Source organism: Zeaxanthinibacter sp. PT1 (assembly GCF_028464225.1).
In the GTDB taxonomy this organism is placed as follows: Bacteria; Bacteroidota; Bacteroidia; order Flavobacteriales; family Flavobacteriaceae; genus Zeaxanthinibacter.
Map to the genome: position 1 here is coordinate 283,343 of NZ_JAQPCN010000002.1, position 17,648 is coordinate 300,990.

Annotated in this window: 18 protein-coding genes; 1 reads left to right on the top strand and 17 read right to left on the bottom strand. The window is 44.5% G+C overall.

Annotated features, from left to right (window positions below; genetic code table 11):
* The first annotated feature begins 211 nt into the window (after positions 1-211).
* Entirely contained in the window at positions 212-694 is a 483-nt protein-coding gene (locus PP178_RS08290) for a hypothetical protein (protein ID WP_272593876.1), read from the top strand.
* A gap of 30 nt (positions 695-724) precedes the next feature.
* Here the strand turns inward: PP178_RS08290 and PP178_RS08295 are convergent, their stop codons facing one another.
* The 17 genes from PP178_RS08295 to efp all read right to left on the bottom strand — a co-directional run bounded on the left by PP178_RS08295 (position 725) and on the right by efp (position 17,646).
* Positions 725-2,194, bottom strand: coding sequence for a magnesium chelatase (locus tag PP178_RS08295; RefSeq protein ID WP_272593877.1), 1,470 nt, complete (start codon positions 2,192-2,194; stop codon positions 725-727).
* Positions 2,195-2,222: 28 nt separating this feature from the next.
* Complete coding sequence (locus PP178_RS08300; protein ID WP_272593878.1) at positions 2,223-3,377, bottom strand: vWA domain-containing protein; 1,155 nt, start codon at positions 3,375-3,377, stop codon at positions 2,223-2,225.
* Between the two features lie 70 nt (positions 3,378-3,447).
* Positions 3,448-4,044: a bifunctional phosphoribosyl-AMP cyclohydrolase/phosphoribosyl-ATP diphosphatase HisIE gene (hisIE, locus tag PP178_RS08305; protein WP_272593879.1), complete on the bottom strand. Its 597-nt coding sequence runs from the start codon at positions 4,042-4,044 to the stop codon at positions 3,448-3,450.
* 43 nt (positions 4,045-4,087) lie between these two features.
* Positions 4,088-4,843, bottom strand: coding sequence for an imidazole glycerol phosphate synthase subunit HisF (gene hisF, locus PP178_RS08310; protein WP_272593880.1), 756 nt, complete (start codon positions 4,841-4,843; stop codon positions 4,088-4,090).
* A 1-nt stretch (position 4,844) separates the two neighbouring features.
* Positions 4,845-5,351, bottom strand: coding sequence for a DinB family protein (locus PP178_RS08315; RefSeq protein WP_272593881.1), 507 nt, complete (start codon positions 5,349-5,351; stop codon positions 4,845-4,847).
* Positions 5,348-6,124 (bottom strand): 1-(5-phosphoribosyl)-5-[(5-phosphoribosylamino)methylideneamino]imidazole-4-carboxamide isomerase, encoded by a 777-nt coding sequence (locus tag PP178_RS08320; RefSeq protein ID WP_272593882.1) that lies wholly within the window; start codon positions 6,122-6,124, stop codon positions 5,348-5,350. The genes PP178_RS08315 and PP178_RS08320 overlap by 4 nt, the downstream gene beginning before the upstream one ends.
* Positions 6,121-6,702, bottom strand: a complete 582-nt coding sequence (gene hisH / locus PP178_RS08325; protein WP_272593883.1) for an imidazole glycerol phosphate synthase subunit HisH — start codon at positions 6,700-6,702, stop codon at positions 6,121-6,123. The genes PP178_RS08320 and hisH overlap by 4 nt, the downstream gene beginning before the upstream one ends.
* 42 nt (positions 6,703-6,744) lie before the next feature.
* Positions 6,745-7,893 (bottom strand): bifunctional histidinol-phosphatase/imidazoleglycerol-phosphate dehydratase HisB, encoded by a 1,149-nt coding sequence (hisB, locus tag PP178_RS08330; protein WP_272593884.1) that lies wholly within the window; start codon positions 7,891-7,893, stop codon positions 6,745-6,747.
* Entirely contained in the window at positions 7,893-8,945 is a 1,053-nt protein-coding gene (gene hisC, locus PP178_RS08335; RefSeq protein WP_272593885.1) for a histidinol-phosphate transaminase, read from the bottom strand. Before hisC ends, hisB begins: the two co-directional genes overlap by 1 nt.
* Positions 8,946-8,947: 2 nt before the next feature.
* The gene (gene hisD, locus PP178_RS08340) at positions 8,948-10,261 is read right to left on the bottom strand and encodes a histidinol dehydrogenase (RefSeq protein WP_272593886.1); all 1,314 of its coding nucleotides are present in this window, start codon (positions 10,259-10,261) and stop codon (positions 8,948-8,950) included.
* Positions 10,258-11,115: an ATP phosphoribosyltransferase gene (gene hisG / locus PP178_RS08345; protein WP_272593887.1), complete on the bottom strand. Its 858-nt coding sequence runs from the start codon at positions 11,113-11,115 to the stop codon at positions 10,258-10,260. The genes hisD and hisG overlap by 4 nt, the downstream gene beginning before the upstream one ends.
* A gap of 200 nt (positions 11,116-11,315) precedes the next feature.
* Positions 11,316-12,131, bottom strand: a complete 816-nt coding sequence (locus PP178_RS08350) for a prohibitin family protein (RefSeq protein ID WP_272593888.1) — start codon at positions 12,129-12,131, stop codon at positions 11,316-11,318.
* A 14-nt stretch (positions 12,132-12,145) separates the two neighbouring features.
* Positions 12,146-14,182: a VWA domain-containing protein gene (locus tag PP178_RS08355; RefSeq protein ID WP_272593889.1), complete on the bottom strand. Its 2,037-nt coding sequence runs from the start codon at positions 14,180-14,182 to the stop codon at positions 12,146-12,148.
* Positions 14,183-14,252: 70 nt separating this feature from the next.
* Complete coding sequence (gene fabG, locus PP178_RS08360) at positions 14,253-14,999, bottom strand: 3-oxoacyl-[acyl-carrier-protein] reductase (RefSeq protein ID WP_272593890.1); 747 nt, start codon at positions 14,997-14,999, stop codon at positions 14,253-14,255.
* Positions 15,000-15,168: 169 nt separating this feature from the next.
* Positions 15,169-16,041: a succinate--CoA ligase subunit alpha gene (gene sucD, locus PP178_RS08365; protein ID WP_272593891.1), complete on the bottom strand. Its 873-nt coding sequence runs from the start codon at positions 16,039-16,041 to the stop codon at positions 15,169-15,171.
* 65 nt (positions 16,042-16,106) lie between these two features.
* Positions 16,107-17,048, bottom strand: coding sequence for a UDP-3-O-(3-hydroxymyristoyl)glucosamine N-acyltransferase (locus tag PP178_RS08370; protein WP_272593892.1), 942 nt, complete (start codon positions 17,046-17,048; stop codon positions 16,107-16,109).
* Between the two features lie 34 nt (positions 17,049-17,082).
* A complete protein-coding gene (gene efp, locus PP178_RS08375; protein WP_272593893.1) occupies positions 17,083-17,646 on the bottom strand; it encodes an elongation factor P in 564 nt (187 codons plus the stop codon).
* Positions 17,647-17,648 lie beyond the last annotated feature (2 nt).

The window sequence follows — 17,648 nt, forward strand, 5'->3', positions numbered from 1 at the left end:
ATCTCATGACTTTCTAAAGTCGGCTCACAGTATATAGATTATTTTTTATTTTAGGTGTTTAATGCCTTGAATGTTAAGAATCCTTTTTGTTACGGCCGAGTTTTCCTGAAGCTCGTAATAAGAATTCTAAAATGTTGGATGGTTTTAAAATAAAGAAAAATGCGTTCCGTTTTATCACCGAACTAAACATACAGATTATTTCAGTTGTCTTATGCAATACCTCTATTCTATTCTTGGCTGGAAACGCTGCCTGATACTTTCAATAGGTGTTTTAGCTTTACTGATCATCCTAAATTTTTATGGATTATACTCCAACCGCTTTTATTTTTTAAAACTGGATAACTATATTTTCCCCCTGCTGAGCCTGTTACATTTTACATTCCTGTATGTATTCTGGTTTAAGATCAAAGAACAGGAATTTCCTGATCCCCGGATGCGTAACCTGGAGTACAGCCTGTACGTAATCTTTGTCATTTACGTCTTTAACACCCTGGAGACTGGGAAAATCCTATTAAGTCATCACGAATATTCTCAACACCTTATTCCCCCTACCTTCTTCCCTGTCGGCGGAGTGATCATTGCACTGCAATGTTTGTTACTGCTCCTTACCCTGGTCACTTTTGGTCATAGAAAAAGAATGATCGGTGATTATAAAACGGATTACCTGGATGATCACCTGGAACCCTGGGATTAAGAAACCCGGCCAAGGACCGGGTCGTAAGAACTATAATTTACTGATATAACTGCCATATAGGTCTTTAAACTGGTAACCATCTGTAAATCGATGTTTACTGAGTTTATTATTTGCAGCCAATCCCCATAAAATAAATTCCTTTAAAAAGTACCGGTCTTCTTTAGCAGTATCCGGTTGGAATTTATCAATCAGGGCATCCAGCGGGGGTATACTGTCCAATGCTTTCTTATAATCTTCATCTTGTCCCTCATCAGAAAGGTCAAAACCTTCTCCTTCAAAAAACCACAGGATCACATCGTCATAAGGTGTTTCTGCATCCTTGTGTTCCAATTTATTGATCTTGGGAAAATAGGATTCAAAAAGCGATTTTATTGCGTCTTCGAGTAATATGACCGCAACGGTATCTGCGCCCTCCTGTTCCCCTTCGTAAACCAGCTCTATCTTGCCTGTAATAGAGGGGATCACCCCCATGAAATCACTGAGTCGAACCGCTGTCTTATCCGAACCGGATTGTAAACTACGGTGTTCGGCTGTGCTTAACAGGTTTTCGTAAGCCGTAATACTGGTTCTTGCACTGACCCCACTTTTGGTATCGACATAATCGCTTTCCCTCGCTTCAAAACTGATCTGTTCCAGCAGATCTTTTGCAAGGTCAGGAATATAAATGGCATCTGTCTGCCTTGAATCTACCTGGATTTCCTGTTCGGTGATCTTTCGGGCAGTTTCGATGTCATCCGGGTAATGCGTAAGGATCTGGGAGCCGATACGGTCTTTTAAAGGTGTAACAATACTTCCCCTGTTGGTATAGTCTTCAGGATTTGCGGTAAAAACGAATTGGAGGTCTAATGGAAGCCTTAACTTAAATCCGCGAATCTGTATATCCCCTTCCTGGAGAATATTGAATAAGGAGACCTGAATCCTAGCCTGTAAATCAGGCAGTTCATTAATGACAAATATGCAGCGGTTTGCCCTGGGAATCATCCCAAAGTGAATCACGCGATCATCCGCATATGACAATCTGAGATTGGCGGCTTTAATTGGGTCTACATCTCCAATCAGGTCTGCGACCGTTACATCCGGGGTTGCGAGTTTTTCAAAGAAGCGATCAGATCTGTGTAACCAGCGTAGCGGAGTATCGTCACCTTTTTCTGCAATCAATTCCCTGGCATATCTTGAAATAGGGTTAAATGGGTCGTCGTTAATTTCTGATCCTTCGACAAACGGGATATACTCATCAAGCAGGTTTACCATCATCCGAGCCAGTCGTGTCTTTGCTTGCCCTCTTAGTCCCAGCAGGTTTATATTGTGCCTGGATAAAATTGCCCTTTCCAGTTCCGGGATAACCGTATCCTCGTAACCCCATATACCACTGAAGGTAGTTTCACCTTTCCTCAGCTTTTCCCGTAAATTATCTCGAAGTTCGTCCTTGATAGACTTCGGGGTATACCCCGAAGCCTTAAGTGCACCCAGGGTATTTATAGTAGTATGATCTATATTCATATTCAATTTTTTCTTTTGTTGTATCTCGTTATTTGATCCTCTTCTTCCGATTCTGTTCATAATCCTCGAAAATCATTCCGCCCAGGTCTTTTAAACCTGTGAAAAAAGCTTTCCCGCGATTGGCTTCCGTAAAATGCCTTATGAATTGTTGCAGATAAGGATCTTGCGCAATCATGAAAGTGGTAATAGGGATATGCAGCTTTCGAGCCTGCCGGGCCATGTTGTAGCATTTCTCCACGATGAAATCATCCAACCCAACACTATTCTTGTAATAATGGCCATCCGGAAGCCGCAGGCAGCTCGGCTTCCCGTCCGTGATCATAAAAATCTGCTTATTGGTATTCCGTTTGCGCCTCAGCATATCCATCGCTAGCTGAAGTCCTGCTACTGTATTCGTGTGATATGGCCCTACCTTGAGGTAAGGCAACTCCTTAATGGATATAGGCCATGCATCATTACCAAAGACCAGGATATCCAAGGTGTCTTTTGGATATCTGGTAGTGATGAATTCTGCCAGTGCCATTGCCACTTTTTTGGCCGGGGTGATCCGGTCTTCCCCGTATAGTATCATGCTGTGACTGATGTCTATCATCAGTACGGTGCTCATTTGTGCTTTATGGTGGGTATCCTCTACAACCAGGTCATTCTCGTTCATGGCAAATTCATCCATGCCGTGGTTTATCTGGGCGTTTCTCAGGCTTTCAGTCATCGAGATCCTTTCCAAGGGATCCCCGTAGTGATATTCTTTAAAATCACCGGTGTGTTCATCCCCACGACCGGAGGCACCGGTCTTGTGATTACCGGTTCCGCTTCTCTTAATCTTACCAAAGATCTGGTCCAGTGCCCTTTTACGGATCAGTCTTTCCATTTTTGCGGTAATAGACATGCTGCCACGACCACCCTGGCCATCTTCCCCTTCATCTGCATCGCCATCCCCCGGTTCAAATTCTTCCTGAATAAACCCTTTAGCCTTCAGGTCCTCAATAAAATCGTCTATGGTGTAATCCTCGGTGGTGAGTTCGTATTCCTTATCCAGTTCCCGAAGCCAGTCCAGGGCTTCTTCCACATCCCCCGAGGTGTGGGTGATAAGTTCCTGGAAAATCTCGAAGAGTTTATCAAAGGGAGATAGTTCCGGGGCTTCATAGGAGGAGAACCGGAACCCTTTTTTTATATTCATAGCCATTTCATAAAAATAAGACATTTCATAAAATGGCCGGAGGTTTTAAAGAAACCTTAACGCTTCGTAAATGCGCTCAATGCCGTGATTTCAGGACTTTCACAACATCTTCCAAACGATAACCCTTTGCTTGTAAAAGGATCATGTAATGAAATAAGAGATCGGCACTCTCATTGAGGAAGAGTGAATCATTTTCATCTTTAGCTTCAATGATCGTCTCAACGGCCTCCTCTCCTACCTTTTGGGCTATTTTATTTATTCCGTCCCTGAATAAGGAGGCCACATAACTCTTTTGATTGTCCTTATCAGCTTTCCGGTCAGCAATCACGGATTCCAATTGGGATAAGAAGTGGTCATCATCAATGTTCTCTTCATTCCAGCATGTATCGCTGCCGGTATGGCAAGTAGGCCCTTGTGGCTGTACTTTGATCAGAAGGGTGTCCTGGTCACAATCCATCTTCAGGGATACCAGGTTTAAAAAATTACCGCTTTCCTCTCCTTTGGTCCAGAGTCGTTGTTTGCTCCTACTGTAAAAAGTGACTTTCCTGGACTCGAGCGTCTTGGAAACAGCTTCCTGGTTCATGTAGCCTAGCATCAGGACATTACGGGTATCCGAATCCTGGATTATGGCGGGTACTAACCCATCTTCGCTCTTAGTAAAATCTATACTCATCTTTTAAATCTCTATCGGTTTAAGGTCCTCTGTCTGATTATTGTTACGTCCTTACAGGAATTCCTTTTGTTTTTAGGGACGATTTAAGTTCGGGGATACCAATTTCCTTAAAATGAAAAACACTTGCGGCCAAGGCTGCATCCGCTAAACCTTTTGTAAAAGTGTCTGCAAAATGATCCATATTCCCTGCACCGCCTGAAGCGATGATTGGAATATTGAGGGAAGTTGACAACTTTGCCAAAGCCTCGTTTGCGAAACCCTCCTTGGTCCCGTCATGATCCATAGAGGTAAATAAAATCTCCCCGGCTCCGCGCTCTTCTACTTCTGCGGCCCATTCAAACAGGTCAATTTCCGTAGGAACCTTACCTCCTACCAGGTGTACTTTCCATTTCCCATCAATTTGTTTTGCATCGATGGCAACCACTACACATTGGGAACCAAATTTATCTGCAAGCTTATTGATCAGGTCCGGGTTTTTAACGGCAGAGGAATTGATCGAAATTTTATCAGCTCCATTCTGCAGTAGTATATCCACATCTTCTACTGAGGCGATCCCTCCTCCTACCGTAAAGGGAATATTTACCTTCTCTGCTACTTTCAAAACCAATTCTGCCAGTGTTTTCCTGCGTTCTTCCGTTGCTGAAATATCCAGGAAAACCAGTTCATCTGCTCCTTCCCTTGCATAAGCTGCAGCGAGTTCCACGGGGTCTCCGGCATCTTTCAGATCGATGAAATTGACCCCCTTAACCGTTCGCCCGTTCTTAATATCCAGGCAGGGAATGATTCTTTTGGTCAGCATACTAATCGTTTTTTTTATTCAGGTCAGACCCTTGGTAAAATCCAAGGTCCTGATCTTTTAAGTACTTGGTCCAGAAAGCTATCTGGCCGCCGTGATAAGACAAGTGTTCGGTCACGTGGATCACGATCCCCATCCCTGATAATTTAAAACCCTGTACCTTTCTTACCCTCAATAATTCTTCTTCCGGACAGTTCCTGATTATTTCTTTGGCCTTAGCTATAGTAGCTGAAAGCAGCTGAAGGAGTTCTTCTTTAGAAAAACCAGGGTTTGCATTGAATTCCTCATCTCTTTGGCGCGTATCGGGCAAACTGCCCAGGGATGAAATGATGTACTGGCTGATATTGCCTTTAAGATGTAGCAGCAGGTTCCCCATACTGTTGAGAGACGCATTGGGTTTTTGCCAGACATCCTCCTCATCCAGGAAAGAAAAACTTTTACGAATTTTTTCTTCTCCCTGGTCCAGGTAAAAACAGTTACTTTCTTTAAATTCCTCAGTGATCGATCTCATTGTGATATGATAAATTGTTCTAACTGTTTAAGACTTATCCGGTTCTCGTAAATCGCCTTGCCAATGATGGCCCCTTCACAACCTATGTCTTGCAATCTTGGTAATTCGTCAAATGCTGATATGCCGCCACTGGCGATCAGTTTGATCTGGGGAATCAGGAAATCCTCTACCCCGCTTGCCCCAATTTTGGTCTCTATTTTAGAAGTGTGGGCCAAGATTTTCCTGTAGAGTTCAAAGGCCGGTCCTTGCAACATACCGTCTTTAGAGATATCGGTGCAAATCACATATTGAATACCCTTTTCCTGGTACTGTTTAATAAACGGCAACAACGCTACTCCTGAATCTTCTAACCACCCCCCCAGGGCTACCTGCTCATCGCGCGCATCTGCCCCGAGAATGATACGTTCCGGGCCATGTGTAGAAATCCAATTGGTAAAAGTTTCCGGGTCTTTCACGGCAATACTCCCCCCTGTAATCTGAGAGGCACCGCTATCCAGGGCGATTCGTAAATCCTCATCGGTTTTGATCCCCCCACCAAAGTCTACTTTTAACGAAGTGCCGGAAGTGATCTTCTCCAGGACTTTGTAATTGACAATATGACTTGCCTTGGCTCCGTCCAGATCTACCAAGTGCAAGTGTTTTATCCCGTGGGCTTCAAAACGTTTTGCCACCTCGAGCGGGTTGCTGTCGTAGACTTTTTGAGTGTTATAGTCGCCCTGCGATAGGCGGACACATTGCCCGTTTATGATATCTATGGCCGGAATTATCCTCATAATGCTAAAAAGTTTTTTAAAATAATTTCCCCTTCTACACTACTTTTTTCCGGGTGAAACTGTACTCCATAAAAATTATCCCGTTGCAGGGCCGCGCTGTAGGCCAGACCGTATTCTGATGTGGCTATAGTCTGATCACACAGGGGTGCGTAATAACTATGAACCATGTAGATATAGGCTCCTTCATCGATCTCCTTAAACAGAGGAGATCGCAATTGCTCAATCTTGTTCCAGCCGATCTGAGGCACTTTCTGTCCTTCGTTAAAGCGCTTTACAGGGACATCAAAGATAGAAAGCCCTTGGGTATTCCCTTCTTCGGAATAAGTGCACATCAGCTGCATTCCCAGGCATATTCCTAAGACCGGTTGAGTCAATTCGGGTATCAATTTATGGAGTTTACTAGCTTTTAACTTCTCCATGGCGCTGGCTGCTGCACCTACTCCCGGGAAGATCACTTTATCGGCCGCTGCTATTTCTACGGCATTATCGCTGAGTACCGCCTGATACCCCAGGCGTTCAAATGCAAATTTGATACTCTGAATATTCCCGGCACCGTAATCAATAATAACTAACTTCATATATCGCCACCTTGCGGCTGCTTTTAAATTACCTGCTATTGTTTATAAAACTCCTTTAGTACTGGGAAGTACCATTTTTTCCGCATCCCGCTTGACTGCCATTTTAATCGCTTTAGCAAAAGCTTTGAAAATAGCTTCTATCTTGTGGTGTTCATTGGTCCCTTCTGCCTTAATATTCAGGTTAGCTTTGGCACCATCTGAAAAAGATTTAAAGAAGTGCAGGAACATTTCTGTAGGCATATCCCCTACTTTCTCTCGCTTAAATTCGGCCTCCCATACCAACCAGTTCCTTCCGCCAAAGTCAATAGATACCTGGGCCAGGCAGTCGTCCATCGGAAGACAGAAGCCGTAGCGCTCCATCCCCAGTTTATTGCCCAGTGCCTGGTGGAAAACCTCTCCCAGGGCTATGGCGGTATCTTCTATAGTATGGTGTTCATCAACTTCCAGGTCTCCGTCTACAGTTATGGATAGATCCATTTGCCCATGCCGCGCAAGCTGATCCAGCATATGGTCAAAAAACGCCAAGCCTGTACTGATCTTACCCTGTCCCTTTCCATCCAGGTTTAAATCGATTTTAATATCGGTTTCATTGGTCTTCCGGTGGATGGTGGCGGTACGGTCTTTCAATTTCAGGAACTCGTAAATGCGCTTCCAGGAATTGGTTTCCAAAGCGATGTACTCTTGCAAGGCAATTTCGTCCACCGAGATTTCATCAGTCCCAAGAAATGTTTTGTCATTGATGTATATTCCCTTTGCCCCCAGGTTTTTTGCCAGCTCTATATCCGTCAGTCGGTCCCCGATCACGAACGAATTCTGCAGGTCGTAAGGCCCCTCCAGGTAGGCCGTGAGCAGGCCGGTTGCCGGTTTACGTGTAGGTGCATTATCCTTGGGAAAGGTGCGATCTATGCAGAACTCGGTAAAGGTAACCCCTTCGTTGGCAAAAGCTTCCACGATAAAATTCTGTACGGGCCAGAAAGTGTCTTCCGGGAAGGCCTCGGTCCCTAAACCATCTTGGTTGGTAACCATCACCAGCTCGAAATCCAGTTCTGCTGCAATTTTTCCGAGATAACGAAACACCTCGGGGTAGAACTGCAGTTTATCAAAACTGTCTATCTGCTCATCCGCAGGTTCCTTGATCATGGTACCGTCACGATCTATAAAAAGCACTTTTTTCTGTGGTTGATTCTCCATTACTTCAATGATTTTAATGCGGTTAACAGTTCTGTATTTTCTTCTGCCGTTCCTATGGTAATCCTAAGGGTATTACTGCACAAAGGCTGGGTAGACCTATTCCTGAGAACAAACCCCTTCTGCAACATCTGTGCATAGCGCAGGTCGGCATCATCAACCCTTATTAAAATAAAATTAGCATCGGACTCATAGATATTACGGACAAATGGAACATTGGCAAGAAGGGGGATTAGTCGTTCTCTTTCGCCAACGATAATCTGAACCTCTTGATCAACAGACGCCGTATCAGCCAGTGCCTCTAATACCCGTCTCTGGGTCAGGGCATTGATGTTATAAGGAGGTTTGATTTTATTCAGGATTGATATGATTTCCGAAGAAGCATAACATATGCCAAGCCGTAGACCGGCAAGGCCATATGCTTTAGAAAATGTTTGGGTTATGACCAGGTTAGGATAGTTATCCAGATCGCTGAGCCAACTTTCTTCTCGCGAAAAATCGATATACGCTTCATCGATAATTACCAGCCCATTAAAAGTACTGAGCAGCTGCTTTATGATATCACCGGAGAATCGATTTCCTGTCGGGTTGTTTGGGGAACAAAAGAATAATAATTTACTGTGCTCATCGGCAGCTTCCAGGATTCGTTTTACGTCCGGTTCCAGCTTGTCACTGCGCAGTAAAACCTCCCTGTTTTCAACCGCGTTGATGTTAGCCAGGACCTGGTACATCCCGTAGGTAGGCGGAAGGGTAATCACATTATCGATTCCCGGTTCACAGAAAGCCCTGAACAGTAAATCCAGTACTTCATCACTACCATTTCCCAGCAGCAACTGATTTTCTGAAACCCCTTTCAGGGATGCCAGCTTTTTCTTTACATCCCACTGTTGCGGATCCGGGTACCTGTTCAGCCCGTTGTTAAATGGGTTCTCATTGGCATCAAGAAATACCATTTCTGATCCATCCGAATGATATTCATCCCTGGCGGAGGCATAGGGTTTCATCTTCAGGACATTTTCCCTTACCAGCTTTTCAATATTAAACACTTGAGACATCTTTAATTTGTTAAAGTGGATTCAGATAGATTCTTTTGAATCTCTTTCAGCCGAAGAGTGACCGCATTTTTATGTGCTTGTAACCCTTCTGCAGCAGCCATAATTTCTATTGCACTCCCAATGCTCTGTATTCCCTGAGCCGTAATCTTCTGGAACGTAATGCTCTTTGAGAAACTATCGAGATTTACCCCGCTGTATTGTTTTGCATAGCCATTGGTCGGCAGGGTATGATTGGTCCCCGATGCGTAATCTCCTGCGCTTTCCGGGGTATAATTCCCCAGGAAAACCGATCCGGCATTGGCGATATGACTTACGATGAAATCCTCATCTTCCATACAGACAATTAAGTGTTCGGGGCCATAGGCATTGATCAGTTCCGCTACCCTTTCCACGGAGGAGACATAAATAAATTTGCTATTTTCCATTGCCTTTTCAGCAATAGACTTACGGGGCAGAACAGACAACTGCTCCTTAATCTGGTCTCCCACTTTTTGCAGCAGATCCTCAGATGTTGACAGGAGTACCACCTGGCTGTCCGGTCCGTGCTCTGCCTGGCTGAGCAGGTCCGAGGCCACAAAGGCGGGATCTGCACTGTCGTCCGCGGCCACCATCAATTCACTGGGGCCGGCAGGCATATCAATGGCGATTCCATAACGTGTTGCCCATTGCTTCGCGACAGTCACGTACTGATTTCCCGGGCCGAATATCTTGTATACCGCCGGGATGCTCTCGGTACCAAAGGTCATTGCTGCTATGGCCTGTATGCCACCTACTTTATATATCTGGTCTATTCCGCAGCTTTGTGCGGCGTAGCAGATAGCGGGATCTACCTCTCCATCCCCGGCCGGGGGAGTACAGATAATGACCTCCTTACAGCCTGCAATCAGGGCCGGTATGGCCAGCATGAGAACTGTAGAAAAAAGTGGCGCACTGCCCCCAGGTATATAAAGTCCGACTTTTTCAATCGGTCGTTTTTCCTGCCAGCATTGTACCCCGGGACTGGTTTCTACTGCAACTCGCTGAGTAAGCTGTGCAGTATGAAATTTGTGAATATTGGATTTAGCCAGTTCTATAGCCTGCTTTAAATCTTCAGGAACTTCTGCAGCCTTTGAAGCTATAACTTCCCGTGATACTTTAATCTCCTCCAGACGCAGCCCGTCAAATTGATCCGTATAGCTTAAAACAGCCTGGTCTCCCTGCCGCTCCACTTCTAAGAAGACCTCCCTGACAACACCTTCCACCGCTTCAAATTTCTGCGTTGGCCTGGACAGTAATTCATTCCAGCTTTCCTTTTTGGGTTCCCTGATCACTTTCATAACACCATTTTTTCGATCGGGCATACCAGGATACCTTCTGCCCCAGCCCTTTTTAATTCATCAATAACTTCCCAAAAGGTGTCTTTGTTGATCACTGTATGCACAGAACTCCAACCCTCTTCTGCCAATGGAAGCACCGTAGGGCTTCGCATGCCAGGTAATAATTCCAGTATCCTGTCCAGCTTATCGTTAGGCGCATTCATCAGCACGTACTTAGACTGCTGTGCCTTGAGGACCGACCTGATCCTGAATCGCAATTGATCAAGAATTTCCCTGATTTCAGGCTTAATACCGGGAGAAACAGCAAGTACCGCTTCGCTCTTTAATAATACTTCTACCTCTTTCAGATTGTTTTTAAACAAGGTACTACCGCTGGATACGATATCTACGATGGCATCTGCCAACCCGATATTCGGTGCAATTTCTACAGACCCGGTAATAATATGCAGGTCTGCCTTTATCCCATTTTGCTCCAAGAATGAATTTACGGTATTGGGATAAGAAGTCGCGATACGTTTCCCGGACAAATCTGCCATACTCTTGTAAGATTGCCCTTTTGGCACAGCCATGGACACCCTGCATTTGGAGAATCCAAGTTTTTCTGCGACCTCGATATCATTCCCTTTTTCTACCAGTACATTTTCCCCAATAATGGCAATATCAACTACACCATCGCGGAGATACTGGGGAATATCACCGTTCCTAAGGTAAAAAACTTCAAGGGGAAAATTAGGGGAAGAGGCCTTCAACTGGTCCTTACCATTATCAATAGAAATTCCGCTGTCCTTTAGAATGGAGAGCGAGTCTTCATTGAGCCTTCCGCTCTTCTGTATAGCAATTCTTATTTTATCCATGTTTTCTATATCCTGTTATTTTTTTTCCCAGTATCAATAAAAAAACCCGCTTGATTGCTCAAACGGGTTAGAATTATTTTGATGTACAACAATACACTTCTAGCTCGCTTGAGGGCAAGTATAGAAATGATGATGTGTGTTCTGATTTCTCATTAGGCTGGTAAAATTAAAACATATTTTTATTGGATAAAAATTATATCTTAATTATTTCCGAGAATTAGAGGCAGTCCATCTTTGCTTGAACCAACGATCACAACCTTAGAATTCGGTGATTGTGCTAATTTCAGCGTAGCCTCTATCCCCTTGTCCTGTAAGATCTTATCATTCAGGGATGCACTAAGAATCTTGTTGGCATCAGCCTTACCTTGTGCCTCTATCCTTTGTCTCTGGGCTTCTTTGTCTGCTTTCTCCAGGCGGAATTCATATTCCAATGATTCCTGTTCCTGTCTCAATTTACGCTCAATCGCATCTTTAATAGTCGGCGGAAGAGTAACATCCCTGACCAGGATTTCATCCAAGACAATATGCTGGTTGTCTATGATTTTCTTGGTCTCTTCAAATATCTCTTTTTGTATTGCATCACGTTTGCTGCTGTAAAGTTGCTCCGGAGTATACCTTCCTACTACACTCCTCGCGGCAGAACGAATGGTAGGTAGCAATATACGCTGTACGTAGCCATCGCCTATCTCCTGGTGTAATTTACCAAGCTCATTGTACTCGGGCTTATACCATGCAGATGCATCCAGCTGAATGTCAAGACCGTTCGAGGATAGCACCTTCATTTTCTCAAATAATTCCTGACGCCTTACTTCGTAAATAAATACCCGGTTCCAAGGAGCTACGATATGGAAACCTTCACCCAAAGGGGCCTCATCGGTAACCACTCCTCCGCCGAAGGTTTTATATAGAACACCTGCCTCACCGGAGCCGATGGTAACAGCCGATTTAGAAATAAGAATAATAAGTAAAATAATAATGAATACTGCGGGTAACGCAATTTTTGGAAGTCTGTCCATTGATTGTTTTGATTTTATATTAGACCGTTGTATTTCCGAATAAACCATTCGGATGCCAGGCTCGCAGCAAGGATTGCCAGTAGCCAGGCGAATTCTATCAAAGATACGACATTTTGTTCGCTTTTAAGTACGGGACTCAAGCCGGGATTGCCCTGTAAGAGCCTTAAAAGACTATCAGTCTGGGCAGGAAAGAACATGGCCCCACCGGTCCTTTCGCTTAGGCGATCCAGCTTCTTATAATTTGTGGAGATCAATTGGTCTTCTACAGCATAATCCATGATGGTAAAACGGCCCGATTTGCTGTATGGCTCACCCTTAACCGTAACGCTAAATTCGTATTCTCCCGCCTCCAAGTTACTCAGGTCCGCTTCATAGAAAGCTCCCTTTAGCAACAAGGGCATTTCAATACTTTCATCCTCCCCGGTCTCATTGATTCTGAGAAGCAAATCAGCTCCGCTATCAAAAATATAGGCTTCATCAAAGAAGGAAGCCCGAATTTTAGCGCGAGAATTGCCTTCAAAAAGGTTCTTGTAATCCAAAGTGAGTCTTTCCCTTGAAGCATTATCGGTAAGGTATCTCAGTACTTTATTGATGAACTGGTCAAAATTTTCAAAAGAATTACCGTTACGGAAATCCTGCATTCTCCATTTCCAGATATGCTCCCCAAAGAGTACCGCTTCACGTTCTTGCTCATTGGTGATCGCCGCCAGAAGGGGTTCCTCTATATCAATGCCCCGTATTTTCTGGCCCAGCAGCACTTCATAAGGTTTGGTAATAAGGATATCACCAAGGTTTACATCGAGCGGAGGGTAATTATCTATTTCAAAATCACTGATATCAAACTTATCAAACCCGGCATTTAATACCGGGACGGCATTCTCGGTCTCATCAAAAACTTCCTTCTGAAAATTATCCTGTGCATTATTCAGGAAATACCAGTCAGTCACAGTACCGGTAATGGTCATGCGGTTAGGTTTTTTGTTCCGCATCCATTCGTATATACCCCGAAACCGGGCTGTCGGCTGGTACAGGATTAACAAGTCCTTTTCTTCCAGCAGCTGGAGATCTGTATCCGGCTTTAAAATAGTGACAGACCGTTGTTCATTGCTCTCTATCACTTGAACCAGGGCTCCGAGATCAGGATGCATCAGCTCTGAAATCACGGCAATCTCTGTTCTTTCATCTACCACTTCCAAAACCACCTTACGCCGGTTGTTTGCCTGGTTACGTTCATTAGGTAAGGCGCTGAGAACAAGGGTGATTTCCTTGAAACCTGTACTATCCGCCGTAAGAAGGTGCCTAAAAGAAAAACTATTGTTGCCAGGATCTAAATTAAGGGTTTCCCGGTATACCGGAACATTCTGCACGAGGAGCGATAAGGTAGTTTGTACCGGGCTGTCTCCCGAATACGAGATAAAGGCCTCTACAGGATATTGGTTATTCAGGAAAGCAAATTGGTTGACATTTACCTGGTCTATGGCAAGATCAGAATATTGAGTAGTATCGCCTACAGCTATACTATACACCGGGAAGCGTTCCCTGCTGGAAATAAATTCATAATCGGCCCCCAAAGTCTGGTTACCATCTGAGAAGAGGACGATAGCCGTTTCCTCTTTTCTAAAAAGTTCATGTACGCCATCAAGAGCTGCCCTGATGTTTGTTGCTGATTCTGAAAATGTGAGGGTGTCCTCTACAGATAAGTCGGTCCCAAAGGTGAACTCCTGTACCTGAAATCGATCTTGTATTTCACTGTCCCCGGCTATCTTTTCATAGCTCTGCCTCAATTGATCCGCGGCAGGGGAATTTAATAAGGACGAGGAATTATCCGTTAATAAAACAAGGGTTTGCCGGGTTTCACTGTAACTATTGCGAGTCATCTGGGGGTTAATCAGTAATAAGAGGATAATACTGATCGTGAGAAAGCGAAGGGCAGCCAGGAGAAAGGTAAGCCGTACTCCCAGGTTTTTTCGAAGTTTGCCGTATTGATACCAAGCCAATACCAAGGCAAGCAGGAGTGCCAAAAAAATCAGAACAAGGGTAGCTGTTTGCATGCAATACTATTCTCCGCAAAAATGAATTATACCTCTCCCCGGTACAGGGAGAGGTGAATTATTCTGCTTATCAGGTAAGCATCCCGCCATCGACATTCAATACCTGGCCAGTCACATATGCAGATAGGTCTGATGCCAGGTAAAGACATGCATTTGCGATATCTTCAGGGGTTCCTCCTCTTTTCAAAGGAATAGCATCTCTCCAGCCCTGTACGGTCTTTTCATCCAGTTTCGCTGTCATTTCAGTTTCGATAAACCCGGGTGCGATAGCATTACACCTTATATTCCTGGATCCCAGTTCAAGGGCCACAGATTTCGTGAATCCGATCATACCGGCTTTTGAAGCGGCATAGTTTGCCTGCCCGGCATTCCCCTTAACCCCTACTACGCTGCTCATGTTTACTATAGAACCTTTACGTTGTTTCAGGAAGGTACGCTGAATAGCCTTGGTCATGTTGAATACGGACTTCAAGTTGATTTCGATAACACTGTCAAAATCCTCTTCTCCCATTCGCATGAGCAGATTGTCTTTAGTGATACCCGCATTGTTTATCAGGATGTCTACCCCGCCAAAATCTTCCAGTACCTGCTTCACCAGCTCTTCAGATTCTTTAAAATCGGCAGCGTTACTCTTATATGCTTTTGCCTTTACACCTTTAGCCTCTAATTCTTTCTGTAATTCCAGTGCCGGTCCTTCGCTAGAACTGTAAGTAAATGCCACGTTAGCGCCGTGATCGGCGAATACCTCTGCAATTCCTTTACCGATCCCCCTGCTTGCCCCGGTAATGATGGCTGTTTTTCCTTCTAAAAGTTTCATTTTAATTGTATTTGGTTATGCTATATCCCGATCCGTGATTTCTTGTGTAAAAGATAAGACTACCTGCCACAAATGGATCGGTGACTCAAATATAAGCGTTGTTCTACAGACTACTGAAAAAAAATCCCGCAGTATTGTGCGGGATCTTTAAATGCTATGTCAAAGTTATCTATCCAACAACTTCCTTTACTTTCTTTCCGATCTCTGCCGGGGAGTCCACTACGTGGATTCCGCATTCGCGCATGATTCGTTTCTTAGCCTGGGCGGTGTCATCACTTCCACCGACAATGGCCCCTGCATGCCCCATGGTTCTTCCGGCAGGCGCAGTCTCACCTGCGATAAATCCTACTATTGGCTTTTTACTTCCACTTTCCTTATACCATTTAGCAGCATCAGCTTCTAATTGCCCCCCGATCTCACCGATCATCACAACGCATTCGGTTTCCGGATCCTGGATCAGCAATTCTACAGCTTCTTTAGTTGTGGTACCGATAATTGGATCTCCTCCAATCCCGATAGCTGTAGTGATCCCCAGCCCCTGGCGTACTACCTGGTCTGCAGCTTCGTAAGTTAAGGTTCCCGATTTGGAAACTATTCCAACTTTTCCTTTTTCAAAAACAAAACCGGGCATGATACCTACCTTAGCTTCACCCGGGGTGATTACACCGGGACAGTTTGGTCCTATCAATCGGCAATCCTTATCCTGGATATAGGCATAGGCTTTTACCATGTCGGCTACAGGAATTCCTTCGGTGATAGTAATGATCACCTTAATACCTGCATTAGCCGCTTCCATGATCGCATCGGCAGCAAATGCCGGCGGAACAAAGATAATGGTAGTGTCTGCACCTGCTTTTTCAACGGCTTCAGCGACTGTATTGAAAACAGGTTTCCCCAAATGTTCCTGCCCGCCTTTACCGGGGGTTACCCCTCCGACAATATTGGTGCCATATTCTATCATTTGCTCGGCATGGAAAGTTCCTTCGCTACCGGTAAATCCCTGGACGATGATCTTGGAGTCCTTGTTGACTAATACACTCATTATTTTCTTAGTTTGTTTAAAAGTTTCACAAAAATATGTGTTTGATGACAATTGGTAAAGAATTCTCAGTCCAATTGTTTATCTAATTGTTTTATAATGGCCGGAATCTGCTTTAATACTGCCAACTGTTTCATTTTCTCCCGGGCCGGTTCTGCCGGACTTCCAAAATAAGTATGCCCGCCTTCCAGGCTTTTAGATACACCGGATTGCGCGAGTAATATGGCTTTTGCCCCGATAGTTACGGCACTGGTTATTCCGACTTGTCCCCACAGGGTAACTTCATCCTCGATAATCACGCATCCGGCGATGCCGCATTGCGCTGCGATCAGACATTTTTTCCCGATCACCGTATCATGTCCTACCTGCACCTGGTTGTCCAGCTTACTTCCCTTTCCAATAGTAGTATCGGCGGTGACCCCTTTATCTATGGAACACATAGCACCGAGTTCCACATCATCTTCAATGACTACCCTACCCCCGGATACTAACTTATCAAATCCTGACGGCCTGTTCTTGTAATAAAAACCGTCGGCACCCAGCACCGTTCCGGCATGGATGCTTACCCTATTGCCTATGATGGTGTTATCGTAAATAGAGACATTGGAATGAATGACGCAGTCATCACCGATTACTACGTTATTTCCGATAAAGACATTTGGTTGTATCACCGTGTTCTTTCCAATGCTCGCCGTAGGGGAAATTGTGTTTGAAGATGAATTAAAAGGTCTGAAATGCTTGCTCAGCCGATTAAAATCTCTGAATGGATCGTCAGAAATGAGCAGGGCTTTCCCATCCGGGCAGTCCACTTCTTTATTGATCAGTACAACGGTTGCCGCGCATTGCAGGGCCTTTTCATAATACTTAGGATGATCAACAAAAACGATATCCCCCTCTTCTACTACATGAATTTCATTCATCCCCTGTACAGGGAAATCTTCAGAACCCACATAACTTGCGTCTATAAGATTCGCTATTTCCTTTAAGGAATGGGTTCTTGGAAACTTCATAAGCTGATTTTAATGGGGTACCGGAGCCGCTTTATTATTTAGCCCTTTCCATATAGTTACCCTTCTCGGTGTCTATTTTTATCTTGTCGCCCTCATTGATAAAGAGAGGAACATTAACCCTTGCCCCGGTTTCTACAGTTGCAGGTTTCGTAGCATTGGTTGCGGTATTCCCTTTAACACCGGGTTCCGTTTCTGTAACTTCGAGAATTACACTGGCAGGCATCTCTACAGAGAGCGGCATACTGTCTTCCGTATTGAAGAGGATGGTTACAATTTCACCTTCCTTCAGGAGTTCCGGAGTGTCCAGACTGCTTTCCTGTAAAGCGATCTGGTTGTAGTCATCTGTATTCATGAAGTGGTAGGTAAGACCATCAGCATACAGGAACTGGTAACAACGGGTCTCAACCCTTACGTCCTCAATTTTGTGACCTGCAGAAAATGTATTTTCCAATACTTTTCCATTGGTAACACTCTTTAATTTTGTCCTGACAAAAGCCGGGCCTTTGCCGGGCTTTACGTGCAGGAATTCTATGATCTTATAGATGTCGTTATTATACCGGATACAAAGTCCTTTCCTGATATCTGATGTGCTTGCCATAA

Excerpts from the sequence above, each read along its gene's own strand:
- sucD (WP_272593891.1), bottom strand. The coding sequence starts at position 16,041 with ATGAGTGTATTAGTCAACAAGGACTCCAAGATCATCGTCCAGGGATTT.
- hisD (WP_272593886.1), bottom strand. The coding sequence starts at position 10,261 with ATGAAAGTGATCAGGGAACCCAAAAAGGAAAGCTGGAATGAATTACTG.
- PP178_RS08355 (WP_272593889.1), bottom strand. The coding sequence starts at position 14,182 with ATGCAAACAGCTACCCTTGTTCTGATTTTTTTGGCACTCCTGCTTGCC.
- hisC (WP_272593885.1), bottom strand. The coding sequence starts at position 8,945 with ATGTCTCAAGTGTTTAATATTGAAAAGCTGGTAAGGGAAAATGTCCTG.
- PP178_RS08315 (WP_272593881.1), bottom strand. The coding sequence starts at position 5,351 with ATGAGATCGATCACTGAGGAATTTAAAGAAAGTAACTGTTTTTACCTG.
- hisB (WP_272593884.1), bottom strand. The coding sequence starts at position 7,893 with ATGGAGAATCAACCACAGAAAAAAGTGCTTTTTATAGATCGTGACGGT.
- efp (WP_272593893.1), bottom strand. The coding sequence starts at position 17,646 with ATGGCAAGCACATCAGATATCAGGAAAGGACTTTGTATCCGGTATAAT.
- PP178_RS08300 (WP_272593878.1), bottom strand. The coding sequence starts at position 3,377 with ATGGCTATGAATATAAAAAAAGGGTTCCGGTTCTCCTCCTATGAAGCC.
- PP178_RS08320 (WP_272593882.1), bottom strand. The coding sequence starts at position 6,124 with ATGAGGATAATTCCGGCCATAGATATCATAAACGGGCAATGTGTCCGC.
- hisIE (WP_272593879.1), bottom strand. The coding sequence starts at position 4,044 with ATGAGTATAGATTTTACTAAGAGCGAAGATGGGTTAGTACCCGCCATA.
- PP178_RS08295 (WP_272593877.1), bottom strand. The coding sequence starts at position 2,194 with ATGAATATAGATCATACTACTATAAATACCCTGGGTGCACTTAAGGCT.
- hisG (WP_272593887.1), bottom strand. The coding sequence starts at position 11,115 with ATGGATAAAATAAGAATTGCTATACAGAAGAGCGGAAGGCTCAATGAA.
- hisF (WP_272593880.1), bottom strand. The coding sequence starts at position 4,843 with ATGCTGACCAAAAGAATCATTCCCTGCCTGGATATTAAGAACGGGCGA.
- PP178_RS08370 (WP_272593892.1), bottom strand. The coding sequence starts at position 17,048 with ATGAAGTTTCCAAGAACCCATTCCTTAAAGGAAATAGCGAATCTTATA.
- PP178_RS08350 (WP_272593888.1), bottom strand. The coding sequence starts at position 12,131 with ATGGACAGACTTCCAAAAATTGCGTTACCCGCAGTATTCATTATTATT.
- PP178_RS08290 (WP_272593876.1), top strand. The coding sequence starts at position 212 with ATGCAATACCTCTATTCTATTCTTGGCTGGAAACGCTGCCTGATACTT.
- hisH (WP_272593883.1), bottom strand. The coding sequence starts at position 6,702 with ATGAAGTTAGTTATTATTGATTACGGTGCCGGGAATATTCAGAGTATC.
- fabG (WP_272593890.1), bottom strand. The coding sequence starts at position 14,999 with ATGAAACTTTTAGAAGGAAAAACAGCCATCATTACCGGGGCAAGCAGG.